14 protein-coding genes and 3 pseudogenes are annotated in these 21,038 nt (G+C 36.5%); 9 read left to right on the top strand and 8 right to left on the bottom strand.

The genetic code is table 11. From position 1 onward, the window contains the following. The first annotated feature begins 125 nt into the window (after positions 1-125). A pseudogene (locus MHB44_RS10740) lies at positions 126-1,407 on the top strand (IS3 family transposase). Between the two features lie 279 nt (positions 1,408-1,686). Here the strand turns inward: MHB44_RS10740 and MHB44_RS10735 are convergent. The 3 genes and pseudogenes from MHB44_RS10735 to MHB44_RS10725 all read right to left on the bottom strand — a co-directional run bounded on the left by MHB44_RS10735 (position 1,687) and on the right by MHB44_RS10725 (position 4,749). Then, positions 1,687-2,778, bottom strand: a complete 1,092-nt coding sequence (locus tag MHB44_RS10735; RefSeq protein WP_341302759.1) for an S-layer homology domain-containing protein — start codon at positions 2,776-2,778, stop codon at positions 1,687-1,689. A gap of 279 nt (positions 2,779-3,057) precedes the next feature. Then, positions 3,058-4,182: pseudogene (locus MHB44_RS10730) on the bottom strand (IS4 family transposase). Positions 4,183-4,422: 240 nt separating this feature from the next. Further along, entirely contained in the window at positions 4,423-4,749 is a 327-nt protein-coding gene (locus tag MHB44_RS10725) for a hypothetical protein (protein WP_341302758.1), read from the bottom strand. Positions 4,750-5,671: 922 nt separating this feature from the next. On the opposite strand from MHB44_RS10725, the gene MHB44_RS10720 reads away from it, so the two are divergent. The 4 genes and pseudogenes from MHB44_RS10720 to MHB44_RS10705 all read left to right on the top strand — a co-directional run bounded on the left by MHB44_RS10720 (position 5,672) and on the right by MHB44_RS10705 (position 7,864). Continuing rightward, positions 5,672-5,986 (top strand): hypothetical protein, encoded by a 315-nt coding sequence (locus MHB44_RS10720; protein WP_341302757.1) that lies wholly within the window; start codon positions 5,672-5,674, stop codon positions 5,984-5,986. A 177-nt stretch (positions 5,987-6,163) separates the two neighbouring features. Continuing rightward, complete coding sequence (locus MHB44_RS10715; RefSeq protein ID WP_341302756.1) at positions 6,164-6,358, top strand: DUF4177 domain-containing protein; 195 nt, start codon at positions 6,164-6,166, stop codon at positions 6,356-6,358. A 419-nt stretch (positions 6,359-6,777) separates the two neighbouring features. After that, positions 6,778-6,992: pseudogene (locus MHB44_RS10710) on the top strand (IS4 family transposase); the annotation flags it as partial. A 563-nt stretch (positions 6,993-7,555) separates the two neighbouring features. Then, the gene (locus MHB44_RS10705; RefSeq protein WP_341302755.1) at positions 7,556-7,864 is read left to right on the top strand and encodes a tyrosine-type recombinase/integrase; all 309 of its coding nucleotides are present in this window, start codon (positions 7,556-7,558) and stop codon (positions 7,862-7,864) included. Positions 7,865-7,935: 71 nt separating this feature from the next. Here the strand turns inward: MHB44_RS10705 and MHB44_RS10700 are convergent, their stop codons facing one another. From MHB44_RS10700 to MHB44_RS10680, 5 genes are all read right to left on the bottom strand, one after another. Beyond that, on the bottom strand, positions 7,936-9,141 hold the full coding sequence (locus MHB44_RS10700; protein WP_053995594.1) for an EAL-associated domain-containing protein: 1,206 nt from the start codon (positions 9,139-9,141) through the stop codon (positions 7,936-7,938). A 323-nt stretch (positions 9,142-9,464) separates the two neighbouring features. Then, positions 9,465-10,568 (bottom strand): hypothetical protein, encoded by a 1,104-nt coding sequence (locus tag MHB44_RS10695; protein WP_341302754.1) that lies wholly within the window; start codon positions 10,566-10,568, stop codon positions 9,465-9,467. A gap of 14 nt (positions 10,569-10,582) precedes the next feature. After that, a complete protein-coding gene (locus tag MHB44_RS10690; RefSeq protein ID WP_341302753.1) occupies positions 10,583-11,914 on the bottom strand; it encodes an SPFH domain-containing protein in 1,332 nt (443 codons plus the stop codon). 162 nt (positions 11,915-12,076) lie between these two features. Next, a complete protein-coding gene (locus MHB44_RS10685) occupies positions 12,077-12,451 on the bottom strand; it encodes a DUF423 domain-containing protein (RefSeq protein WP_341302752.1) in 375 nt (124 codons plus the stop codon). Positions 12,452-12,462: 11 nt separating this feature from the next. Next, the gene (locus MHB44_RS10680) at positions 12,463-12,888 is read right to left on the bottom strand and encodes a thioesterase family protein (protein ID WP_341302751.1); all 426 of its coding nucleotides are present in this window, start codon (positions 12,886-12,888) and stop codon (positions 12,463-12,465) included. A gap of 1,020 nt (positions 12,889-13,908) precedes the next feature. Here MHB44_RS10680 and MHB44_RS10675 point away from each other — a divergent pair. The 4 genes from MHB44_RS10675 to MHB44_RS10660 all read left to right on the top strand — a co-directional run bounded on the left by MHB44_RS10675 (position 13,909) and on the right by MHB44_RS10660 (position 20,758). Then, a complete protein-coding gene (locus MHB44_RS10675) occupies positions 13,909-14,316 on the top strand; it encodes a hypothetical protein (RefSeq protein WP_341302750.1) in 408 nt (135 codons plus the stop codon). Between the two features lie 102 nt (positions 14,317-14,418). Next, entirely contained in the window at positions 14,419-15,951 is a 1,533-nt protein-coding gene (locus MHB44_RS10670; protein WP_341302749.1) for a hypothetical protein, read from the top strand. A 93-nt stretch (positions 15,952-16,044) separates the two neighbouring features. Next, positions 16,045-17,375, top strand: a protein-coding gene (locus tag MHB44_RS10665; RefSeq protein ID WP_235473289.1) for an IS3 family transposase whose coding sequence is annotated in 2 segments (ribosomal slippage) — positions 16,045-16,429 and positions 16,429-17,375 — 1,332 coding nt in all. Because the reading frame shifts where the segments join, the coding sequence is not laid out codon by codon here. Further along, the gene (locus tag MHB44_RS10660) at positions 17,315-20,758 is read left to right on the top strand and encodes a DUF4132 domain-containing protein (RefSeq protein ID WP_341302748.1); all 3,444 of its coding nucleotides are present in this window, start codon (positions 17,315-17,317) and stop codon (positions 20,756-20,758) included. Before MHB44_RS10665 ends, MHB44_RS10660 begins: the two co-directional genes overlap by 61 nt. Positions 20,759-21,038 lie beyond the last annotated feature (280 nt).

Raw genomic sequence — 21,038 nt, 5'->3', positions numbered from 1 at the left:
CTCAACTGAACTGAACCCCGAATAGTGGACACTTTTAAAAAAGTGGACCTATTCGGGGTTTTTCTATTTTCAATATTTGAAAACCTCGTTATACTAACCATACGATTTATAAACGGGAGAACATTATGAGTAAAATAACTTTTAACGAACATCAACGCAGACAAATTGAAGCGAATCCAAATGTCGCCTCCGTATCCGATCGCTCTATTCAATATACAGCCGACCTTAAGTTGAAAGCTGTTCAGGAAAATTTACAAGGAAAAGGTCCAGTCCAAATCTGCAGAGAAGCAGGATTTGACTTAGAGATGATTGGTATCAAGAAGGCTCAAAGTGCAGTTAGCCGTTAGAAGAAAACCTATCAAACACATGGGAAAAAAGGCTTTTTAGAGGAACGTTGTGGAAAGGAGAGTACGGGCCGCTCACACCTTGAAAACTTATCTACAGATAGAAAACTTGAGAAAGCGGAAGTACGTATTCAACTATTAGAAGCAGAACTTTATCTGTTAAAAAGGCTCAACGAACTGGAAAGGCAGGCAAAGAAGAATCGTTTTTAACACCGGAAGAGAAATACTAAGCCGCTAATGAAACGATTCGTTTGTACCAATTAAAAAATATGACACGTCATCCTCATCAGGTAGCGAATGTCAGTTCAAGCGGCTATTATAAGTGGCTTCAAAATAAGGAGAAACACACTTTACGTGAAGAAGCTGATTATCTCTTATTAAAATCACTTTATGATCAAGCGAAAGGGAAAATTGGTTATCGTGGATTTTCTATGGCATTAGTAGATGTGCTGGACACACCGATGAACCATAAAAAGATTCTTCGTCTGATGCGTAAGTTCAATTTATATGCGAAAATACGTCGTGCGAACCCGTGTCGTTTGTTAGAAAAGCAACAGAGGCGCATCGCTGTATACCGAACCATTTAAACCTTGTATTTCAGCAAGAAGATCCAGAAAAAGTGATATTACGTATCTTCCCGATAGAGGTGGTCAAACGACTTATTTATCATGCGTAAAAGATGCCGTAACACAAGAAATTATTGCCTATGAATTATCTACTACGTTAAAGATGTCCCTTGTCTATAAGACGCTTAAAAGTTAAAAACACATCTGGACGGCAATCTCCATCCAGAAGCGACCATTCATTCGGATCAAGGTATTATTATACACATCCAGAATTTTAGCAACGTGTAAGAGAAATGGGGTTTCTTCAGTCGATGTCTCGCAGAGGAAACTGTCTTGATAAAGCACCAATGGAACCGTTCTTCGGTCAGTTCAAAGATGTAGTAGATTAAATTACACACGCTGGTGATGGACTATGGACCATTACAATCACACACGAAAGCAATGGACATTAAAAAGATGGCTCCGCAACTTACCGAAGCCCCCTCATTGCGACTTAACTAACAACTCCATCTCTTTTTATTAAACTGTCTACAAAGTAGGGTTCAGTTCAAAATTACTATGTTTTGCATTATTTTTTCCTTTCTAACCAACAATATATACAAAAGGATATATTTTCACTATATATATTTCCGAAAATTCAAATAATTAAATAACTAGACCATTGTAATCTATCAATAGGTAATAAATGATAAGTAATTTATGTGCTTGCTATCCTCAAAACTTGCACAGTAGCCAGCAAGTTTTGTGTATAAGAAAAAGCACTCAATACGAGTGCTTTAGAAAGGTTTTGGCTCAGAAGAAATATGTGAAACTACACTTATTTCTCCATCCACTCTATATGTGTTTAGTTTTATTGTGTAAGCTGATTTATCCCAAAATGTCGTAATTAAATCATCTTCAATATGTGTTTCATAATCTTTACCAAATTCTTCAGTATATTCTTTTAGATATATCTCGTGTATATCACTAATTGAATTGGATGATTTAACTAGCGATTTCCAATTAAAAATATTTATAATACCAGCAAGTTTTCCATCTAAAAATTCATAAGTAGATTTACCATCTAAACCATTTCTACCTACATTCGTAGAATACCAAATATCAGTTTGCTTATTAGTCATACGATGTTTAATTAACTCATACACTTCTGACTTAGACAAACCTAATTTTATTTTAGAATCATTAATCGGCTTATATCTTTCAGTATGTTCAATCAGAGGATCATTCAAAGGTACTTTAACATTTTGCCCTTCTAAATATTTAACTAATCTTGCCATAAACACATGTAAATGCATCTTTGTTAAAGGTTCATTGGGCTTAAAAGTTCCATTACCATATCCTGTTGTAATTTTTGCTCCAACTAATTTTTTCACAGCCTTATAAGCATCATTTGATTTTGGAACATCTTTAAACTCTTGATTACCTTCAGGCAAATATTTACCGAATGCTCTGTCAATGAATAATGCAAGATGTCCTCGTGTAAGATTTCCCTCAGGTCTGAATGTACCATCAGAATATCCATTTATAATCCCTAACTTAGATAATTCTAAAACTTGTCCACTAAATACATCACCATAATCTACATCCTTATATGGCGTATATGTAGTATACATTTTGTAGCCTATTGTTTTTCCGATTATAGTTACAGCATCACCTCGTGTTGCTTTCTTATCTTTACCAAACGTTTGAGCCTTACCTATAACAGAATCTGATAATAAATCCTTATCATATAAAAATTTTAAGTCATTGTAATTAGGATTGGTTTCTTCAATATCTTTAAAAACAGATTCTGCACTTGCATTACTAGCAAAAATTGTAGAAAAACTAAATAAAAATAAAAATGATAAAATCGTTATTTTTTTCATCATATTCCCCTCCCTATCCAATAATATACATAGAAAGACAGGTTTTTACTATATTTTTCTGAAATTTTATAGAAATAAATGACTAGTCTATTATAATCTATCGATAGGTAATAAGTGATAAACCATTTATGTACTTACACTAACGTCGCGTGAATTTTAATTGAATTTTCTGTTTTTTATTTCTTCCGTTTTTAAAGAAAATGAAAGACACTTAAATAGAGATAGTAAACATCCATTTTTTTACTATAACCGTTGACTGGGGCAACTTACAGTTCAAAATCCTTATGGTACTGTATTTCCTTCTATTTTCCGAAGCCAAATACGTGCCGGTTTCCATAGTATTGCTTTTAAGTACCTAGTAATTTGTAGATACGTCCGTGAACTGTTTGTGTGAAGCTGTGCTAGCACGTTTAAGCAGTATACGATCATTGCAATGTACACCTGATTGTGCACAGCTTGCTCGCTTTGTCCGTAGAACTTTTTAATGTTCAGATGCTGTTTCATCCATTTGAAAAACAGTTCGATGGCCCAGCGTGACTTATAAAGTTCAGCGACTTCATCTGCACTTAAATCAAAACGATTCGTCATCAGATATAGCTCTTTACCAGTTGGATCCAGTACTTTGATACGGCGAAATACATTTTCAGCACGATTTTGCGTGTTACCAATCAGAATCATTTCATCCGATAACACAGATGACTGTTCAGGTACTTCAAATGATTCAATCACACGTGTTACGGCGTTTTTTCGTAAGCGTGAGACAAAGAAAAATCCATCATCTGTCATGCGGTCAAAGCGTTCATAATCTAAGTAGCCTCGGTCAAACACGTACATGCATTCTTTGACATCAACGAGAATTTCAAGCTGACCACGATCATGTTCTTTCGCGTTCGTTAGCACTGCTCTATCAGGGTACGAACAGCCTTTTTCTAGATAAATAAGGCGCAAATGTAACTTCACACCTGATTTTGTTTTACGGAATTCAGCCCATCTATGGTTCTTTAAGTTCAATGGCAGTGTGCTGGAATCAATGATTTTCAGTGGTGTTGTGATTATTCGACGCTGCTCAAAATGTGTTTTCTCATGAATTTGGGTGACTAAATCTAGAAAAATGTGTTGGAAAAACTCTGATGGCACTTGATTTAATCGACGGCCTAGCTGCGAAAAGCTGATGGACTCTAAATGCGGGGCTTTTTGTAAGTCGTCTGATAACAGGGTATCACTGATGGCACGTAGACTTTCGGTTTCATTCAGCTGGGCAAACAGTAATAATCTCAAGAATGAAGCGATGTGAAGCTTCTTTGTATAGGTATTTAATTGATGATTTTCAACTAATTTTTCCATTTGTGTAGAAGAAATAGGTGAAAACCATTGTTCAAATGATGTTTTTCATGTAAACTTATCCATGCTTATGTCCTTTATTTTGGATTTGGATGGTTTACTACCACCCAACCATTATAAAGGCTTTTTTTATGCATGGATAATATTGCGGAAAATTCAGTTTTTTGAAATACGTTGAATTATTTTAATGCGACACTAGTGAGGTTAATTGCATAATAAAAAGCACCTCATAATGAGATGCCTTACATTAACTATTAGAATAATAATATTAAATCTATAGCTAATTTAGATCACTACATTGATTTTTTATGTAACAATCCACTTATACCCATCATTCAAACTGTTAGTCAATGCCTCTTTAACCTCTACAGTACTAGTAGCCGTATCCTTTACCTCGATTACAGAGACGGTTTGTTTCTTTCCTGTTCTATACTGTATCTCCACTTTGAAGTTATTTTTAGTTAATTCTTTAGAATCTAAATGAAAATTATCTGATGTATAAATACTATCTGCAGTTCTTCTAATATCATTTATATCGTTGATTTTGTCTATGATGTCGCTTTTTATTTCTTTTCTTAGTGTGTTGTTTGTAGCACCCATGTTGCGTCCTTTTTCACCTTTTGTACAAGTCATGAGTCTCCCTCTCTTCATCATTAGTTTTTAATTTAACAATTACTTACAATGAAATTATACAGGGAAAAACTTACACTTACAAAGAAAAATTATCGACAATTTTATACAAAATTACACTAAATATTACATATCAATTAAATATATATTTCCTAAAATTTACTCTTACAATAAAAAGGCACGCTCAAAAGAATGTGACCTTAAAAACTCATTGCTCAGCACTTATTAAATTATTTAATTTCTGAATTGTACCATCTACAATTCTTGCCCCTCGTTCAAGATGACTGCTAACAACCATTACATCATCCATCCTATTAATTTCTGGTAAACTGTCTAAGCTCTAAAAAAGTCCATTGCCCTTCGCCTTTCTTTTTGAATTGAAGCGGCCAACTAAAATTTCGTGAAACGGGAAACTGCTTACTAATTTATTAACTAAATATACATTTCTTGTTTTTTAGTCATGTCAAACACCTCCTTCTAGCTAAATATTAGCCTAAATAGAGACATTTGTTATACTTTAAAAGTATTTTAGGCACGCTCTACATTAAACACTTACCCTTTGTACCAGATGATTGTATTTTGTGGTGTTATTACACCAACTTGCACGATGTATACACCGTTTTCACTCATATTAATCGTGTTATTTTTTGTTTGTTGTGTCATGGTTTTGCCCCCTATGATATAATCAATTATCTGACTGAACTTATATAGGGCAGTAACCAATTTGAGCTGTAGCGTCTGATCACGCTACGGCTTTTTTACTCATCATTGGCTCACCACCCGGAATGTTGAGTGTTTTTAAGTGGGAATTTTTATTAAAGTCCACTAAATTACTTAAATATAAATAATATATAAATTCATTCTTTAATGACAACAATAGGTATTATTGTTATATTAATTACATATATAGAAATGAGAGGTTTAAATGAAAGGTATTTCAATTACATCACTTATACTTAGTATTATTTTTTTCATCATGGGATTTTATAGATTATTTTTCTATTCGAACCCTGAATCTACGTTACTTGAATCACGCAATGCCTGGGTAGGTGGAGATGCTTATAATTACATAATTAACGGTACTCAAGCGACTGCATATTTTGTGTTATTTGCGGCTTTTTTTATAGCATTTGTATTAATTAAAACCGCATTACAATTGCAAGACACTATAGAGTCGTCGCATAGAGAAACTAGTAGAAAACTAATAGATGAATATAAATTTATTAACAATAAAGAATAATAAATTCATCTAATATTTTCATGTTAGACCAGGATCTTTTATGAACCCGGTCTTTTGTATAAAAGAATAAAATTTTACTTTCCATCTTTTTTGGCAAAATGTTTTTAGTTTTCTGTAATATGTGACACCGCTACAGCTTTTTTTGTTATGATCTGTTTAAAAGAGGAGTTATTCCTAATGTACGAATATAAATTTGTAAAAATAGAGTTTAAAAAAATATCGAGCAAACCTACTGAGGACTATCGAGAAGTAATTAAAAATCATGCAAAAGAAGGTTGGAGATTTATTCAAATCTTCACTCCTAATTTCACTTCTGCACCTGGGATGGGTACTTACTATGAACTAATTTTTGAAAGACCACAAAATACATAAATCTATTTCTGAGGCTATAAACTAGGAACCTTCGAATTTAGTTACTAAGGGTTACGCTATCACAAGTGACTCTTTTATATTTTCTTTTGGCATTGTGCTTAATTAATTTTCATTGATTACATCGCTCGTGTCGCATTAAAATAAATAATTGCACTATCGTAAATTGAATTTTCTGTAACTTATCGATTGCACAAAAAAAAAGCCTTTATAATGGATGGGTAGTAGGAACCTATCCATATCCAAAATAAAGGACTTAAGCATGGATAGGTTTACACGAAAAACATTATTTGAATAATGGCTTTCCCCTATTTCAACGCACTTATTTGAAGAACAAGTGAAAACCTTCCAATTAAATACTTATACAAAGAAGCTTCACATGGCTTCCTTTATGAAATTATTGCTATTCGCTTCACTCCATAAAATGGATGAAACAACAGCTGACGAGCAAAAAGTTTTACAGTCAAAGCAAGCAAAGTATTCATAACCCAGTGTATCTGACAACGATTGTTTATTGTTTGAATGTACTGGTCCAGTTAAACACAAATACTTACAAATTAGTTGATATTTAAAAGCGGCTTTATGGAAATCCGCACACTTTTGGTTGTGCAAAATCCAAGAAAATAGTGTGCCATAAAGCTTTCTAATCACTGTTACACTCGTCAAAGGTTAGAGTAAAAAAATGGAGGTTTACTATCTTGGTTTTGGTGTTTTCGATTTTTCATTAAAATCGGGAGAATCGGAAACTGAAAATTCAGATGTTATTTAAGCGACCCTAGTGTAAAAATACAATCAAATTTGTTTGTTCTACATTAGGCTCTATATTAAACGATGTAGTTGAAAAGGCATTACGATATACAAGATTAGATTGGAGTAAAGCGCAGCCTACTCGAAAAAAAGACGCATTAACTGCAGCATAGCTTGAACATGTGTTAGTTTACTACTAAAGCAACTGAAAATGCCACACGCTATGCAATTTTGTTAACATTAGCAACTACAGGGATGTGTAAAGATGAATTGACTGGTCTTACGTGGAAAGATATAGACTTTGATAAAAATACTATTTCTATCAACAAAACCTGTGTTGAATATGATGTTTGCTCTCCCAAGACGCTAAATAGTAATCCGTACCATCAACATGAGTAAGGAACTAGCAGAGCATTTAAAGAGCTTTAAAGCATGGTGGTTTGAATCAAAAAAATGTATGGTACTGACTTAACAGACAAAGATTATGTATTTATTACCGTTAATTTAGAACCTATCAGTAGTAACTGTATATCTAAAATGTTTAATGCTTTAAAAAAGAAACATAAATCTGAGCGCTTTTCAGCACATATACTTCGCCATACTTTCGTTAGTATTCATACTACTGAGGGCACTGCTGTTACTACAGTAGCTAAAATTGTTGGTGATACACCTGAAATGGTGATGAGAGCATATGCGCATTCTCTTGCTGATGAAGAATTAAAAGCAACGCAAGTTCTCTCTTCTTTAATTAAGTTCGAGTAAATTTGGGGTACAAAGTGGGGTACAATGTCCAATTATACCCCACAACCCTTGATATATAAGCATTCATCTACTTATCTAAAAATACTGTGCTCATAAAGATAATCGTAGGAAAGATCCACAAATAAATATTCATGTGCATTGATCGCAATGGAAAATGTTCGTGTAATTTCTCCTGTTTCAATATCACGATATAATTCAGAAACTTCCCCACTTTGATCGTTACGCATTTTTATAATGGTTTGTAGGAAATAAGGGCGCCAGCTCCAGTTTTTATTGATGGCTTGTGGCTGCAGTTCCCAATTTCCATTGATTCGCACAATATTAGGCGTTAGCTGAAAGCCATCCTCATTACAAATATAGAGACGGAAGGAATAGCTATCTAATAATTCAGCCAGATGCTCTAGGTGTGAAATATTATCGCTCGTAGGCTTCACACGTTGAACGATCGCCTCTAGCTCCTCTCGTAATTGTTTCAATTGAAAATATTGTGCCTCTAGCATTTTCTTTTCAGAGGTAATAAATTGCTGGCATTCTTTTTTAAAGCGTTCCTTTAATATGTTTTTATCCACAAAGGATGTGGCTGGATTGGCGAGGTATGGTCCTTGATAGAATCGTCCTCCATTTTTCCAAGCAAACTGTAGCTGATACACCGTTTCAATATCTTCAAATAATAAATTCGCCCCAATTTTATAAGCAAGACTGCCGATTGCTGAAATCATATCCGATTGAGCCGACCAAGAATTATAATTTAAGTCACGTGTATTGACCTTTAAAATATGAGGAGCCAATAGAGCAATGTGCTCTAAATGACTTTCCGCTCCCACCTCCTGAATAGCAATTTTCACGCCAAACGTCGTAAAATAACGTAACGCATGATGTAATTGATGAATGTCTCCTAAAAAACGGTGCTCTGATACAACCAAAACAACACGATGTAAATCTTCTTCCCCTATATATTGCTGGATAATATTAAACTGACTTTCACCAAAATCTTGCATTAATAGATTTGGATTGCTTGGAATATAAATATCAATATCTGATCCAATTTCATCAATATTGGCTAGTGCGGCATGTAAGATTTTATGTTCCATATCGATGCGATATTCTTCTGGAATATCTTCATTATTCACAAAATCCTTTAAATTTATTTGTTGCCCTTCAATTTGTAAATGTCCGGAAATTTCGTAGGCAATCACCGTATGTGCATCTGCACTAAATATCGGTTGATAATACCCATGTATTTGATCTAAATTTGTTAACACTTCAATTGCATCCATATCATCGAAACCTCCATTATGAATAACTTTCGTGTCTGTTATTCAAAAATCCATATCCTAAAAAGCTCTTTGACTGTATCATAAGTCGTTTAACATAAAATCGCAACTTCACCGACCGTCATTTATGGAAATTTTGTTTCATCATCATTGTTTATTCATTTGTTTTTGCACGATCTAGTCACTGTATGTTTTTACTGAAGGCTGTATGCATATTTTCTTTATTACTATAATTTATGCCATGCGTCTTATCTATAGCTAGGATAAAGAGTCCTTTTCCATTAAAAAAGCAGTATTCCAACAAGATATTGGAATACTGCCTACTATTATTCAGCTATAAAAAAATACCATATAACCGCGATAACCAGTAATGATAAAATAACAGCGATTGTTACACGGAGCGGCGAAATAGGAGCATCTCCTCCAACTTGGCCTGTTTGCCCATTGACCATAAAGCGATAAATTTTTTCCTTATAGCGAAATGATGATAGCCAAATCGGTAACATTAAATATTTATAGGTAATATCATCATGATTTGTAGAAAAGCGTAAATTTGATACTACATCTGCATTGTGCTCCCAGCGAATTTTAGCTGTAATCTGTGCATGAAGGTGGTCATGAATTTCACCCTTCGCTTGATTCCAGCCATCCTGTAAGCCCACACTGTAGCGCTCTGATAAAAATCCAGCTACATACTCTGGTTTATAGGCTTTATTATTTAATAAATGGAACGGTTCAATTTTCCGCATCATGGCACGATCATAGCGAGTGGTCGCACTCACTAAATGATCATCAATAAATTCCTGATAAAAGCCACTTGTTGAATACCAATCCGTTTCTGTACGTGTTTTTCCTTCTTTATCTGTCACTGTGCGATGTCGCCCATATCTTGCAGAGTATCGGGAGCTTGTTTTTGAGTCAAATGTCCAGTAAGGAAGGTACACGCCTTTAAATGCATCTGGCTTAGCACTTATTTTAGCAGCTTTCGGTGTAAACCACTTCCCTTTAATCCATTGGTGAAAGTTTTCTCCTGCCTGCTTATCGGTAACCTCAAAAGCACATACACCATTTGGTGCTAATGTATTTTCTGCACTAGCCTCCATGACTTGATTGGAGCCACAATAAGGGCAGCTATCGGCAACCTGCAATGCATCGTATATTGTTTCTGCTGCACAAGCTTTACAAATCACCGTTTTTTTCGCTACACCCCAATTGTAATTACCACGTTCCTCTGCCTTCGCAAAATCCATTTCCTGGGCAACTTTTTCTTCCTCCTGCTCAGGCGTAGCAATTTCAGACTCAAAGCCACAATATGGACAAGTTAATTTTCCAGTTGCAGGATTAAACGCGATTGATGCACTACATGACGGACATTCAGCGTCAAAATCAAGCTTAGCTTGGGTCACATTTTCAACTTCTTGTGTTGACATGCACCATCATCTCCTTATTTCGCATCTCGTTCATCAAAAATATCGCCACATTCAGGACAGAATTTTGGTGGATTTGTTGGGTCCTCAGGTGACCAGCCACATTTGTCACATGCATAGAGCAAGGCTTCAGGGGGCTTTTTCGCGCCACATTCACTACAGAATTTGCCCTTATTCACCGTACCACACGTACATGTCCAGCCCTCTTCAGCTGGTTTTGCCACACCACAGTTTGAACAGAATTTTCCACTGTTTTGGTGGCCACAAGTACATGTCCATGTAGCTGATGCTTTTGCTGTTTGCTCCTGCATAGCAGCCTGCGCCATTTGTGCCTGCTTATTTTGCTCATTCATTTGATAAAGCTGGCCAGCATTGACTCCCCCAGCTTGTGCAGCCATATTCATGCCCATAAATCCTGCCATCGCCCCACCATCATTGTTAGCGGCTGCAATCATCGCCTCAGCCTGAGCGCCTGTTAAATGTGCAGCCGCCATTCCTGGATCACGCATTACCGCATTGCGTTGTAATTGCTTAATCATCGCCTCATCTTCTTCAGAGGCTTTCAGGGTGCTAATCCCAAATGACACAACAGCTAAGCCACGTGTAGCAAGCCATTTTTCTGATAAGACCTTATTGAGTGCATCTGCTAATGCAACCGTATGCGCAGGTATTTCACTATAACGAACGCCACTTGCTGAAATTTGTGCAAAGGCTGGCTGTAACGCTGTCATTAATTCTGATTTTAACTGGCTATCAATGGCATCTCTTGTAAATTCACGCTCCACATTGCCACATACATTTGTATAGAATAATAATGGATCAATGATTTTATAGGAGTATTCACCATGGCAACGAATTGCAATATCAATATCTAAGCCAATATTGCGATCGATCACACGGAATGGAATCGGAGCAGGGGTACCATACTTATTCCCTACAATCTCCTTTTTATTAAAATAATAAACTCGTTGATCTTTCGCAGGTTCTCCTCCAAATGTGAAACGTTTACCTATTTGCTTAAATGTTTCCTTAATACTATCTGACAAGTCTGAGCCATACATGATCGAAGGCTCTGTTGATGTATCATAGACATATTCCCCAGCTTCCGAAGAAAACTCTACGACTTTCCCCTGCTCAACAATCATCATACATTGCCCTTCATTGATGGCAATTATCGAGCCATTGCTAATAATATTGTCATTCCCTTTATTTGAACCTCGTTTAGAAGTACGTTTAACACCCTTAGTCACGAGAACATCAGCGGATAATGCCTCACAATAAAAATACTCCCGCCATTGATCCTCTAAAACACCTGTTAATGCCCCAACGCCTGCTTTTAATAAACCCATAAATATTCCCACCTTCACATTGATGTTTAGCTTATTTTATCATCTATCAATACTATGTAATACGCAAAATCAGACAATTTGTTTCATTTTCTTCATATCAACTAAAAAACGAGAAGCTCCTATGATATGAATCATCAGAACTTTCTCGTTACATTCTCTTTATTAGGATAAGGCAGCTATTATAACAAGCACCCACGCAACAATAAATAACATTCCACCGATTGGGGTAATCGCCCCTAGCTTTTTCACACCTGTCACGGCAAGCACATATAAGCTACCAGAGAAGAATACAATCCCTGTAAGCATCAGATACCCTGCCCAAGAAAGCAGACTAGAGCTTCCTACAAGTGCCTCATTAGATAGAATACCAAGTGCAATGATCCCTAAAGCATGATACATCTGATATTGCACAGCTGTTTCCCAAATAGCAACATAACGGGGTGACGCAAATTTATCTTTTAAGGCATGTGCCCCAAAAGCACCTAACACAACACCAAGACATGCTAAAATAGCTCCTAACGCTAAAAATATTTCCATCTGCTACTCTCCTATTTTGCCTCAACGGCAATTTCTTTATATTTAGCATCCCAAGCAGGATCAATTTTACTTAAGGATACAGGACGCAAAGTATCTTTATGCGCTAAAATATGTACGGATTGAGCAGTGGCTGCCACTGTGCCGTCTTCATGTAAAATTTCATAGCCATAGGTTGTACGTAAACGGTCATGCTTTTGAACCCATGTACGTACTGTTGCCACCTGCCCATAGTGCATCGCTGCCTTATAAGAAATCGCTAAATCCATGACCGGCGAGACATAGCCGTCCTTTTCCAATGCGGCATACTCAAAGCCCACATCACTGACAAGCTGTGTACGCCCAATCTCCATCCAAATGATGTAATTTGCGTGATACACCACGCCCATCTGGTCTGTTTCTGCATAACGCACTTCAATCTGTTTCTCACTTACAAACATTTTCTTCACCTCGCCCTACATTATAGCGTAAAACAATTGACTTGGTGAGGTTTTTGCTTAGTGGTAAAGTAAGTGGAAAAATTCCTTTAATGGATGAAGAAATTCTTGGGGAATAAAATAATTCTTACTACTAACAAAAAACCAGATACTCCTCTTTGATGAGTATCTGGCTTTATTGTGAAAGTGAATCTTACTAACTTACTTAGTTTTGATTCGTTTTAATACTACGATAAGTTGGGATGCTTAACAAGTTAAAATATTTTCCAAACCCTGATTTAAATGTTGAATTGTTTTTTCTTCTTTATAAAATAGCTCGTAATAAAATCATAGAATTGTTTAACTGATAGTGACATAATGATGCCGTGTTACAACATGGTATCTAAAATTGTTACTATAGTTGGGTGAAAACGTGTGATTGCAGGATCAGTAGCGTTTTGTGTGACGTTTATCAACCTAGTAGTTTCCAGCTTATTTCACCTTAAATTGGTGAAACAACTAAAAGAGTCCAAAAAATCTAAGTCATTTTAAGCCTTGTTGATGGTATGCATATTCCAGATAATAAATATTCTAAGCAATTAATTATATAAATGATATGATTTCATCATGTGAAGATATAGTTGTATATTTCCACTAAGCATCACAAAAAGACCAGAGGCTCCAAGAACGAGCTCTGGTCTTTTTGTGAAAAGTGAATCTAACTAAGCTTTGCTTTAGCTTTTGTATTCTACTACTGAGTTAGACGGCGAACGTTTCGATAAGTTACATCTATTTTTAAAAATTTTTTTATTCACCCTCTCCTCCATTTTATATCATCTATTATTAGGATAAATGTCCATTTAATAGTTAAATAGCTATAGTTTTTCAATAGGAGCAATGTACGATTGCGAACTAATGTTCTTTTCCTTAAAATAGATAATAGAACAATATTTAATTTATAGCGTAAAATTTTTACCTTATGGGAATAGTTTTGTATCACAGTTGTACATAAGCGATTTAATGATCGAAAAAGGAGTGGGAATATTGCGAATATATGCAAACGTCAAGTCGATTGGTAAAAGGAAGCCTGTGCTAGCACTACAGCCTTTCGATATAGAGACTGTTGAAACATTGCGAGAACTAATTACGCAAATTGTCAAACAAAATGTCAAATCATTTAACGAAGAAAAACCATTCACACGCTATTTATTAGAGGAAGATATTGAGGTGGCACATAAGCAAGGAAAAGTGGGCTTTCATCATCAATATAATGACACTAAACAATCTGAGTCAGCAGCGATTGATGAAGCTCTATTAGCCTTTAAAGATGGAATTTATAAAGTGTTACATGGTGATCTCGAACTCACAGCATTAGATGAGCCCCTCTCTATAAATGAAGAGGATATCTTTACATTTATTAAGTTAACTATGCTGTCAGGGCGTTTATGGTAATAAGGAGCATCCATGAAAGACCGTCTACTGCTACTTTTCCAGTTAATAGAGCGAAAAATTAACAATACTATCGAAATATTTATAGCAAAGGAGGAACATCCTATGAAAAAACAATTATTGCAATTTTTACAGTCAATGGAGCACAAAGCTAAAAAGGAAGGCTATGTGTACCAATATGAAGATTTAGATCAATTTAAAGCGATTATAAAGGAGCATCAGCTAAAGACAGTCGAGGAATTATTTGATAAAGGTCTTTTAGATGCATTGACGGAGCTTTACGAGCAAGCGTTTGCTGAGGAGCTTAAAATTTATTGCTCAAAACAAACAACATATGCCTTTCAAAACGGTCTTTATCGACGTTCCATGCATAGCCATTCTTTAGAGGAACAGGCTACGAATGTGCTTTCCATTCTTGCTGGTGGTTCATTAAATAAAGAAGCGAATGTTATCGATGTTGTACGTTATCATCAAGCACGTTATTATCAAGGATTTGTTAATTTTTACAGTGATCAAAAAGAATATGCTATCGCCTCTCAAGAGTTTGTCCATGCAAAGTTTGCTCATTTATTGGAGGAAGATGATGCAGTGGCGATGCAATATGTGCATGATGCCGTTTTTGGTGAGAACAATGTTGCCCTATTAACCCATTCATTAATTCAAAGTATCGTTCGCAGTAATAATATGAAGGCTGTTGAATGGCTTGGACAGCTACTAATCGCCGCACAGCGCCAGGAAGGCACACGCCAAGCTATTTTAGAAAATGCTGATAGAGGCACCCCTCAAGTGCTTATTTATTTTATAAAGCTAATAAAGGAACATGATTTATTACGTTTTTCTGCTGTACAACGTGCAGTGGAAACATGGATAGGGCTGCAATACGTGGTAGAAGATAAAAAAATCATACAGAAGCTGCTAGATATTGCCTATGATGTACTCGCCAACGGTGCTGACATCGAACCGCTCGTACAGTCAGAGGATGCCATTAAAAACTATGCAGCACTTTGGGCGATTGCTACCCTTCAGGTACAAAATATTGAACCTGCATTACAACAGTTATTACAAGGTAAAAAGCATCAAATATTATCAGCCTTATACTTTGCTCATGCCACAAATCTGGAGCCCTATTTACGCTTTCATATTTTAGATGTTATTATGGCGCATGATGATTTAGATATTTTAACAATGGCCATACAGGATATTTTTCCTATTTATATGCATTCGAAATATCATTTTTATGATAGATCTATACATCCTGATTATTTTAAACATTATCCAAAAACATTGATACCACGTCTCGAACAGATCGTGGAGCTAATGAAAAAGCAAGAATATACACTGCAAGGTAAGCCATTTCCATGGATACATTACACGTTAACGAAAGAATATATTATCAACGGGACAATGCTGTTAGCTGTTGCTTGGAACGACCATGATTACATTATGAAAATTTATAATAATCGTCAAGCCTTAACACCAAATCAGCGTGAAAACCTGCTGGGCTTTATGGTAGAACAATTAAAAATGCCTATTGCCAATACATTTTTAATAGAATGTTTGCAGGAGCGTGGCACTCGTGACTTAGCATTAGAACTTATTAAGAAGAAAAAGGAGCCCTTAGACGATGCACAAATATAAAATGTACCCTATACGATAGACACTTTGAAAAAAGACTATCGTATAGGGTATTTTTCTTTATAATGAGAAAAAAGATGTTGGAGCGGATGAGAGATGACCAAACAATTATTTACAAAAGAAGAACAGAAACAGCTAAAACGTAATCCAAATGTACAAGCAGTTAGCGAGAAAGCGATTACGTATACAGATGAATTCAAACGTCATTTCATCGCTGAAAATGACAAAGGAAAATTACCAAGAGAAATTTTCGAAGAGGCAGGTCTAAATGTAGAATTAATTGGTTTACAACGAATTAGCTCTGCCGGAAAACGTTGGCGTGCAGCTTATCGACAAACCGGTGTGGAAGGCTTACAAGATACACGAAAGACAAATTCGGGACGTCCCTCACAAAAAGAGGGAAGTTTGGAGGAAAAGATTGCCCGCTTAGAAGCCAAAAACCAGCTATTACGTGCAGAAAATGAATGTCTAAAAAAGCTCGATCTACTCGAAAGGCAGATGTTGAAGAAGAAATCACAATCGAAGCGAAACTAAAATTCGAATTAATTGAACAGACACTTCAAAAGTATAAATTAAAGCGCATGGTGAGCTATTTATGTGAAGTAATGGGCGTATCTCGTTCAGGGTTCTACAATTATTTTAACGAAAAATCAGCGCAAAATCGTGCAAACCAAGATGAAGCAGATGAAGTAGTGAAAGCCATTATTTTAAAGGCGTATCACTTCCGTGGACGTAAAAAAGGGGCACGCCAAATTAAAATGACGCTCCAAAATCAATATGGGATTACCTATAACTTAAAGCGAATTCGCCGCATTATGAAGAAGTTCGACATCATTTGTCCGATTCGCAAGGCCAATCCAGCCCGACGTATGGCGAAAGCGACGAAAGAACATCGCACTTGCGCGAACGAACTACAACGCAACTTTAAACAAGGTGTAGCAGGGAAAGTGTTATTAACAGATATCACGTATTTAACATATAAAAACGGCAAGCGTGCTTATTTATCAACGATTAAAGACGCTGAGACGAACGAAATTCTAGCATATGAGGTGTCGCCTTCTTTACACCTGGACATCGCTCTGACCACATTGAAGCAATTAAAAAAACATGCACATTTAGCAGAAGATGCCTTTATCCATTCCGATCAAGGATTTCATTATACAAGCCCGATTTACCAAGCATTGGTGAAGAAAATGGGCTTAGGACAGTCCATGTCACGTCGAGGAAATTGTTGGGATAACGCGCCACAAGAATCTTTCTTTGGGCATTTTAAAGATGAAACAAACATCAAAGCGTGTGAAACGCTAGAAGAAGTAAAACGAGAAATTAAAAATTATATGACGTACTACAATCATTATCGTGGGCAATGGAACTTAAAGAAGCTGCCGCCTGCAAAATACAGACAGCAACTTCAACAAGTTGCCTAGCTCTTTTTCAAAATGTCCTTTACAAAGGGTACACTTTAATAGAGGCTGTCGAGCAGCTTTTTTATTTAAAATCTGGAGCCACGAAGCAGGCGCTTGTCAAAGTGCTTGTAGCACAGCCCCCAGCAAAAATAGTCGAAAGCGCCCAACGTTTAGTAAAAAACACGAAGCAAGATTTACGTCTAGGTGGTTTAGAGCTATTAGTAGAGCTTAAAAAAACAAACCATGTGAGCATGCAAGAAATTTCCGCAATTGTGAATGGCATTGCCAAACCCACTAGCAAGGAAAGGGAATTGATGAATGTTTTAGTAGAAGATACAAGCAAAAAAACGTTAGCGGGTGGCTATGGTATTTTTCAGCCAAATTACGCAAAGGATGCGATTCCCTCACTCAAGGTGGTTATTAAAAATTCAACACATATCCTGACATCATTTGATAGCGAAAAGCTTAAGGCAAAATTACAGCGTTTAGCAGATTTATTTGAGGAACATGCAGCCTATGAATATCAAGCTCGTACATGGGATAATCGTTCTTACGACGCCATTCTTGGTAGCCATTTAAGCCCGTTATACGGTACAGAAAGTGAGCATATTCAAAACTATCCTTTAGCAGATGTTTGGCTACAGTGGAAGGAAGATACGCAATTTACTGAGCTTGATTGTTTAGCGGTCATACTTTTTACAAAACGAGGTTATTTTGGCAAGGAACCCTGGGATAAAGAATTAGTAGACGAAGCAATAGAAATACTCGCAAAATGGATAAATTTCGAGAATATTAATGATTTCAATTATTGGATAAATACATTGGCACATGGCGTTAAGGTGTGCGATGTAATTGATTTACTCTACAATACTGAATACGATCATGCTACATCGTTCACCTATGTTTATAGTGCGCTTGTTGAGATCTTCCAAGAGCTATCAAAAACAGCAAAATGGTTTGAGCGCATTAATATAGGTTCAGAGTGGTCAGCCTATAATTACGAAACATATCCTCTGTATCAAAAATTAATGAGAATTTGTGAGCGTCACCTGAATACAGATGAGCAATTTACGCAGCTATTCTCGCTTTATGCAGCGATTACTACATTGCATGAGCAGTACAATCGAGAGACTGAGAAAGGTCCTACTTATTTACCAATTTTATATGCCAATGATGATATGATTGCACAGGCACATAGCATGAAGCTTGTACCGATTGATGCCTGTTATTTAAAAATGTTTAATCCACAAGCCGATCGTTATCGTGTAGCAGATTTGTTTCATTCAAAACAGCGTGACCAGCTGATCACTAGTTATCCATTTTTAGCTGAGGTATATGAAAACTCAGTGGAGCGCATTATTGATATCGAATTAAGTCGTGGTGATATGCGAACTGAAGTAAGCCATTTTGCGAATCACGCTGTAAATCCAATTGTCGGTGTTAACTATTTTGCCCGTATCTTGCATGCATTAAAGGGCTTAACATTAGTACGTGGCTATTCATGGGCTGGCGATTATACAAAGCGTGAAGTATTTTCAAGTATGCTAGAGCATTGTCAACCTGCGCCTGAGGATACAATGGATGATTTAGCAGCAGCCTTAAAGCCGTATGAGCTAACAGAGGAAGAGCTATTAAATGCCATGATGTATACGCCTGCTTATATTTCGCTTGTTAGTGAATATTTAGGCTGGCAAGGGCTTGAAAGTTCGGCATGGTATTTCCGCGCACATACAACAAACACTTTAAGCGATGAGAGCATGAGCCGTATACAGCTTTATACCAATATTACAGCAAATGAATTCCGCGATGGTGCTTTTGCCAAGGAATGGCTACTAGAATGCTATCATACACTTGGCAAAAAACGTTTTGATAAACTGTATCATAGTGCGAAATATGCTTCTGAGGGGGCCACACATCGCCGTGCCCAAATGTTTGCAGATGCTGCACTTGGTCATTTAAAGCTTAAACCATTGATGGAGGAAGTTATCGATAAGCGCAATAAAGATAAGCTACGCTGTATTGGTCTTATACCCCTTAGCAAACGCAGCCCATTAAAGGATGCCTATCAACGTTACCAATTTATTCAGGCATTTTTACAGGAAAGCAAGCAATTTGGCGCGCAGCGGCGAGAAAGTGAAGGCTTAGCCTGTCGCATTGCCACTGAAAATTTAGCACGCAATCTAGGCGATGATGTTACGCGCTTTGTATGGCGTATGGAAATCTTTGAATTAGAGGCAATTCAACAATATTTTGAACCCATTGAAGTGGATGATATTACAGTACATTTAGAGGCTAATGATAAAGGCCTTGTAGATTTTGTTGTTTATAAGGCAGATAAGTCATTAAAATCGATTCCAGCACGTTTAAAAAAGAATGTCATCGTTCAAGAAATAACAGCTGTACGCAAGCAATTACGTGACCAACAAGGCAGATCACGTAAAGCATTTGAAGAGGCTATGGAAAAAGGGACTATCTTTACCTTTGGCGAAATGAAAAACTTACTCGCCCACCCTGTTTTAGCACCAATGCTTGAGAAGCTTTATATTGTCAGTGGTACAACAATTGATCTAATTAAAAATATAAAAATTGACGATGATGCAGAGGTTCGTATTGCACATCCATACGATTTATATGCAGCAAAAAGATGGGCGGAAATTCAGCACGAGGTATTTACAGAAAAAATCGTGCAGCCCTTTAAGCAAGTATTCCGTGAATTATATGTTGTGAATGCAGATGAAAACGACAAAAATGCTTCATCGCGTTATGCAGGACATCAAATTCAACCACAAAAAACGATTGCCCTCTTAAAAACACGTGGCTGGTTAGCGAGCTATGATGAAGGGTTACGTAAAATTTATTATGATCAAGATATTGTTGTTACAATGTATGCGATGGCCGATTGGTTCTCACCAGCAGATATTGAAGCACCAACCATTGAATATGTGGCATTCTATAATCGCCGTACAGGCCAACCAATCCCGTTACAAGATGTACCACCACTTATTTTCTCTGAGGCAATGCGCGATGTTGATTTAGTGGTGAGTGTTGCACATATTGGTGGCGTGGATCCTAAGGCAAGCTTCTCAACAATTGAAACACGTGCAGCTATTGTAAGAGAATTAACACAAATGTTAAAGCTAACACAGGTTTCGGTTGAAAAGCAATATGTGTTGATTGAAGGATCACTTGCACGCTACAATGTCCATTTAGGAAGCGGTACTGTCCATAAAGTAGGTGGCACAATGATTCCAATTTTAGCTGTCCAATCGCAGCATCGTGGACGCATTTTCTTACCATTTGCCGATGAAGATCCACGCACAGCAGAAATTATGTCAAAAATTGTGATGCTTAGCGAGGATAATAAAATCAAAGATCCTTCTATTTTGCAGTGGATTGTGCAGTAAATAAGGTACACTCCCCTTCTCAATTCACTGCTGAGCCTACATCTGAAAACAGAAATAGTTTTAATTTTCTTTCTATTACCCAGGCAATTAACTATTTCAAAATATCAATATTGTATACAATAATAGTGTAAAGCTAATTAGCCTTACACCTCCTAGATTTGTTACTAGGGCTGCTGTTTAAAACAGTGGCCCCTTTATTATGTTTCCTCCATATTTCCTGCTGATTATTTTACTTATTATTTGCTTATCCTTCATAGAGGAGCATTCCTGTTAGAAGGAT

The sequence above is a fragment of the Lysinibacillus sp. FSL H8-0500 genome (assembly GCF_038051955.1).
Classification (GTDB): Bacteria; Bacillota; Bacilli; order Bacillales_A; family Planococcaceae; genus Lysinibacillus; species Lysinibacillus macroides.
Note: the sequence above shows the minus strand (reverse complement) of the source record. Positions and strands in the feature narration are given on the sequence as shown.

Bases quoted from the DNA above. Each gene is read 5' to 3' on its own strand.
- MHB44_RS10660 (WP_341302748.1), top strand. From the start codon at position 17,315: ATGGAACTTAAAGAAGCTGCCGCCTGCAAAATACAGACAGCAACTTCA.
- MHB44_RS10735 (WP_341302759.1), bottom strand. From the start codon at position 2,778: ATGATGAAAAAAATAACGATTTTATCATTTTTATTTTTATTTAGTTTT.
- MHB44_RS10715 (WP_341302756.1), top strand. From the start codon at position 6,164: ATGTACGAATATAAATTTGTAAAAATAGAGTTTAAAAAAATATCGAGC.
- MHB44_RS10670 (WP_341302749.1), top strand. From the start codon at position 14,419: ATGAAAAAACAATTATTGCAATTTTTACAGTCAATGGAGCACAAAGCT.
- MHB44_RS10700 (WP_053995594.1), bottom strand. From the start codon at position 9,141: ATGGATGCAATTGAAGTGTTAACAAATTTAGATCAAATACATGGGTAT.
- MHB44_RS10690 (WP_341302753.1), bottom strand. From the start codon at position 11,914: ATGGGTTTATTAAAAGCAGGCGTTGGGGCATTAACAGGTGTTTTAGAG.
- MHB44_RS10680 (WP_341302751.1), bottom strand. From the start codon at position 12,888: ATGTTTGTAAGTGAGAAACAGATTGAAGTGCGTTATGCAGAAACAGAC.
- MHB44_RS10720 (WP_341302757.1), top strand. From the start codon at position 5,672: ATGAAAGGTATTTCAATTACATCACTTATACTTAGTATTATTTTTTTC.
- MHB44_RS10695 (WP_341302754.1), bottom strand. From the start codon at position 10,568: ATGTCAACACAAGAAGTTGAAAATGTGACCCAAGCTAAGCTTGATTTT.
- MHB44_RS10725 (WP_341302758.1), bottom strand. From the start codon at position 4,749: ATGACTTGTACAAAAGGTGAAAAAGGACGCAACATGGGTGCTACAAAC.
- MHB44_RS10685 (WP_341302752.1), bottom strand. From the start codon at position 12,451: ATGGAAATATTTTTAGCGTTAGGAGCTATTTTAGCATGTCTTGGTGTT.
- MHB44_RS10705 (WP_341302755.1), top strand. From the start codon at position 7,556: ATGTATGGTACTGACTTAACAGACAAAGATTATGTATTTATTACCGTT.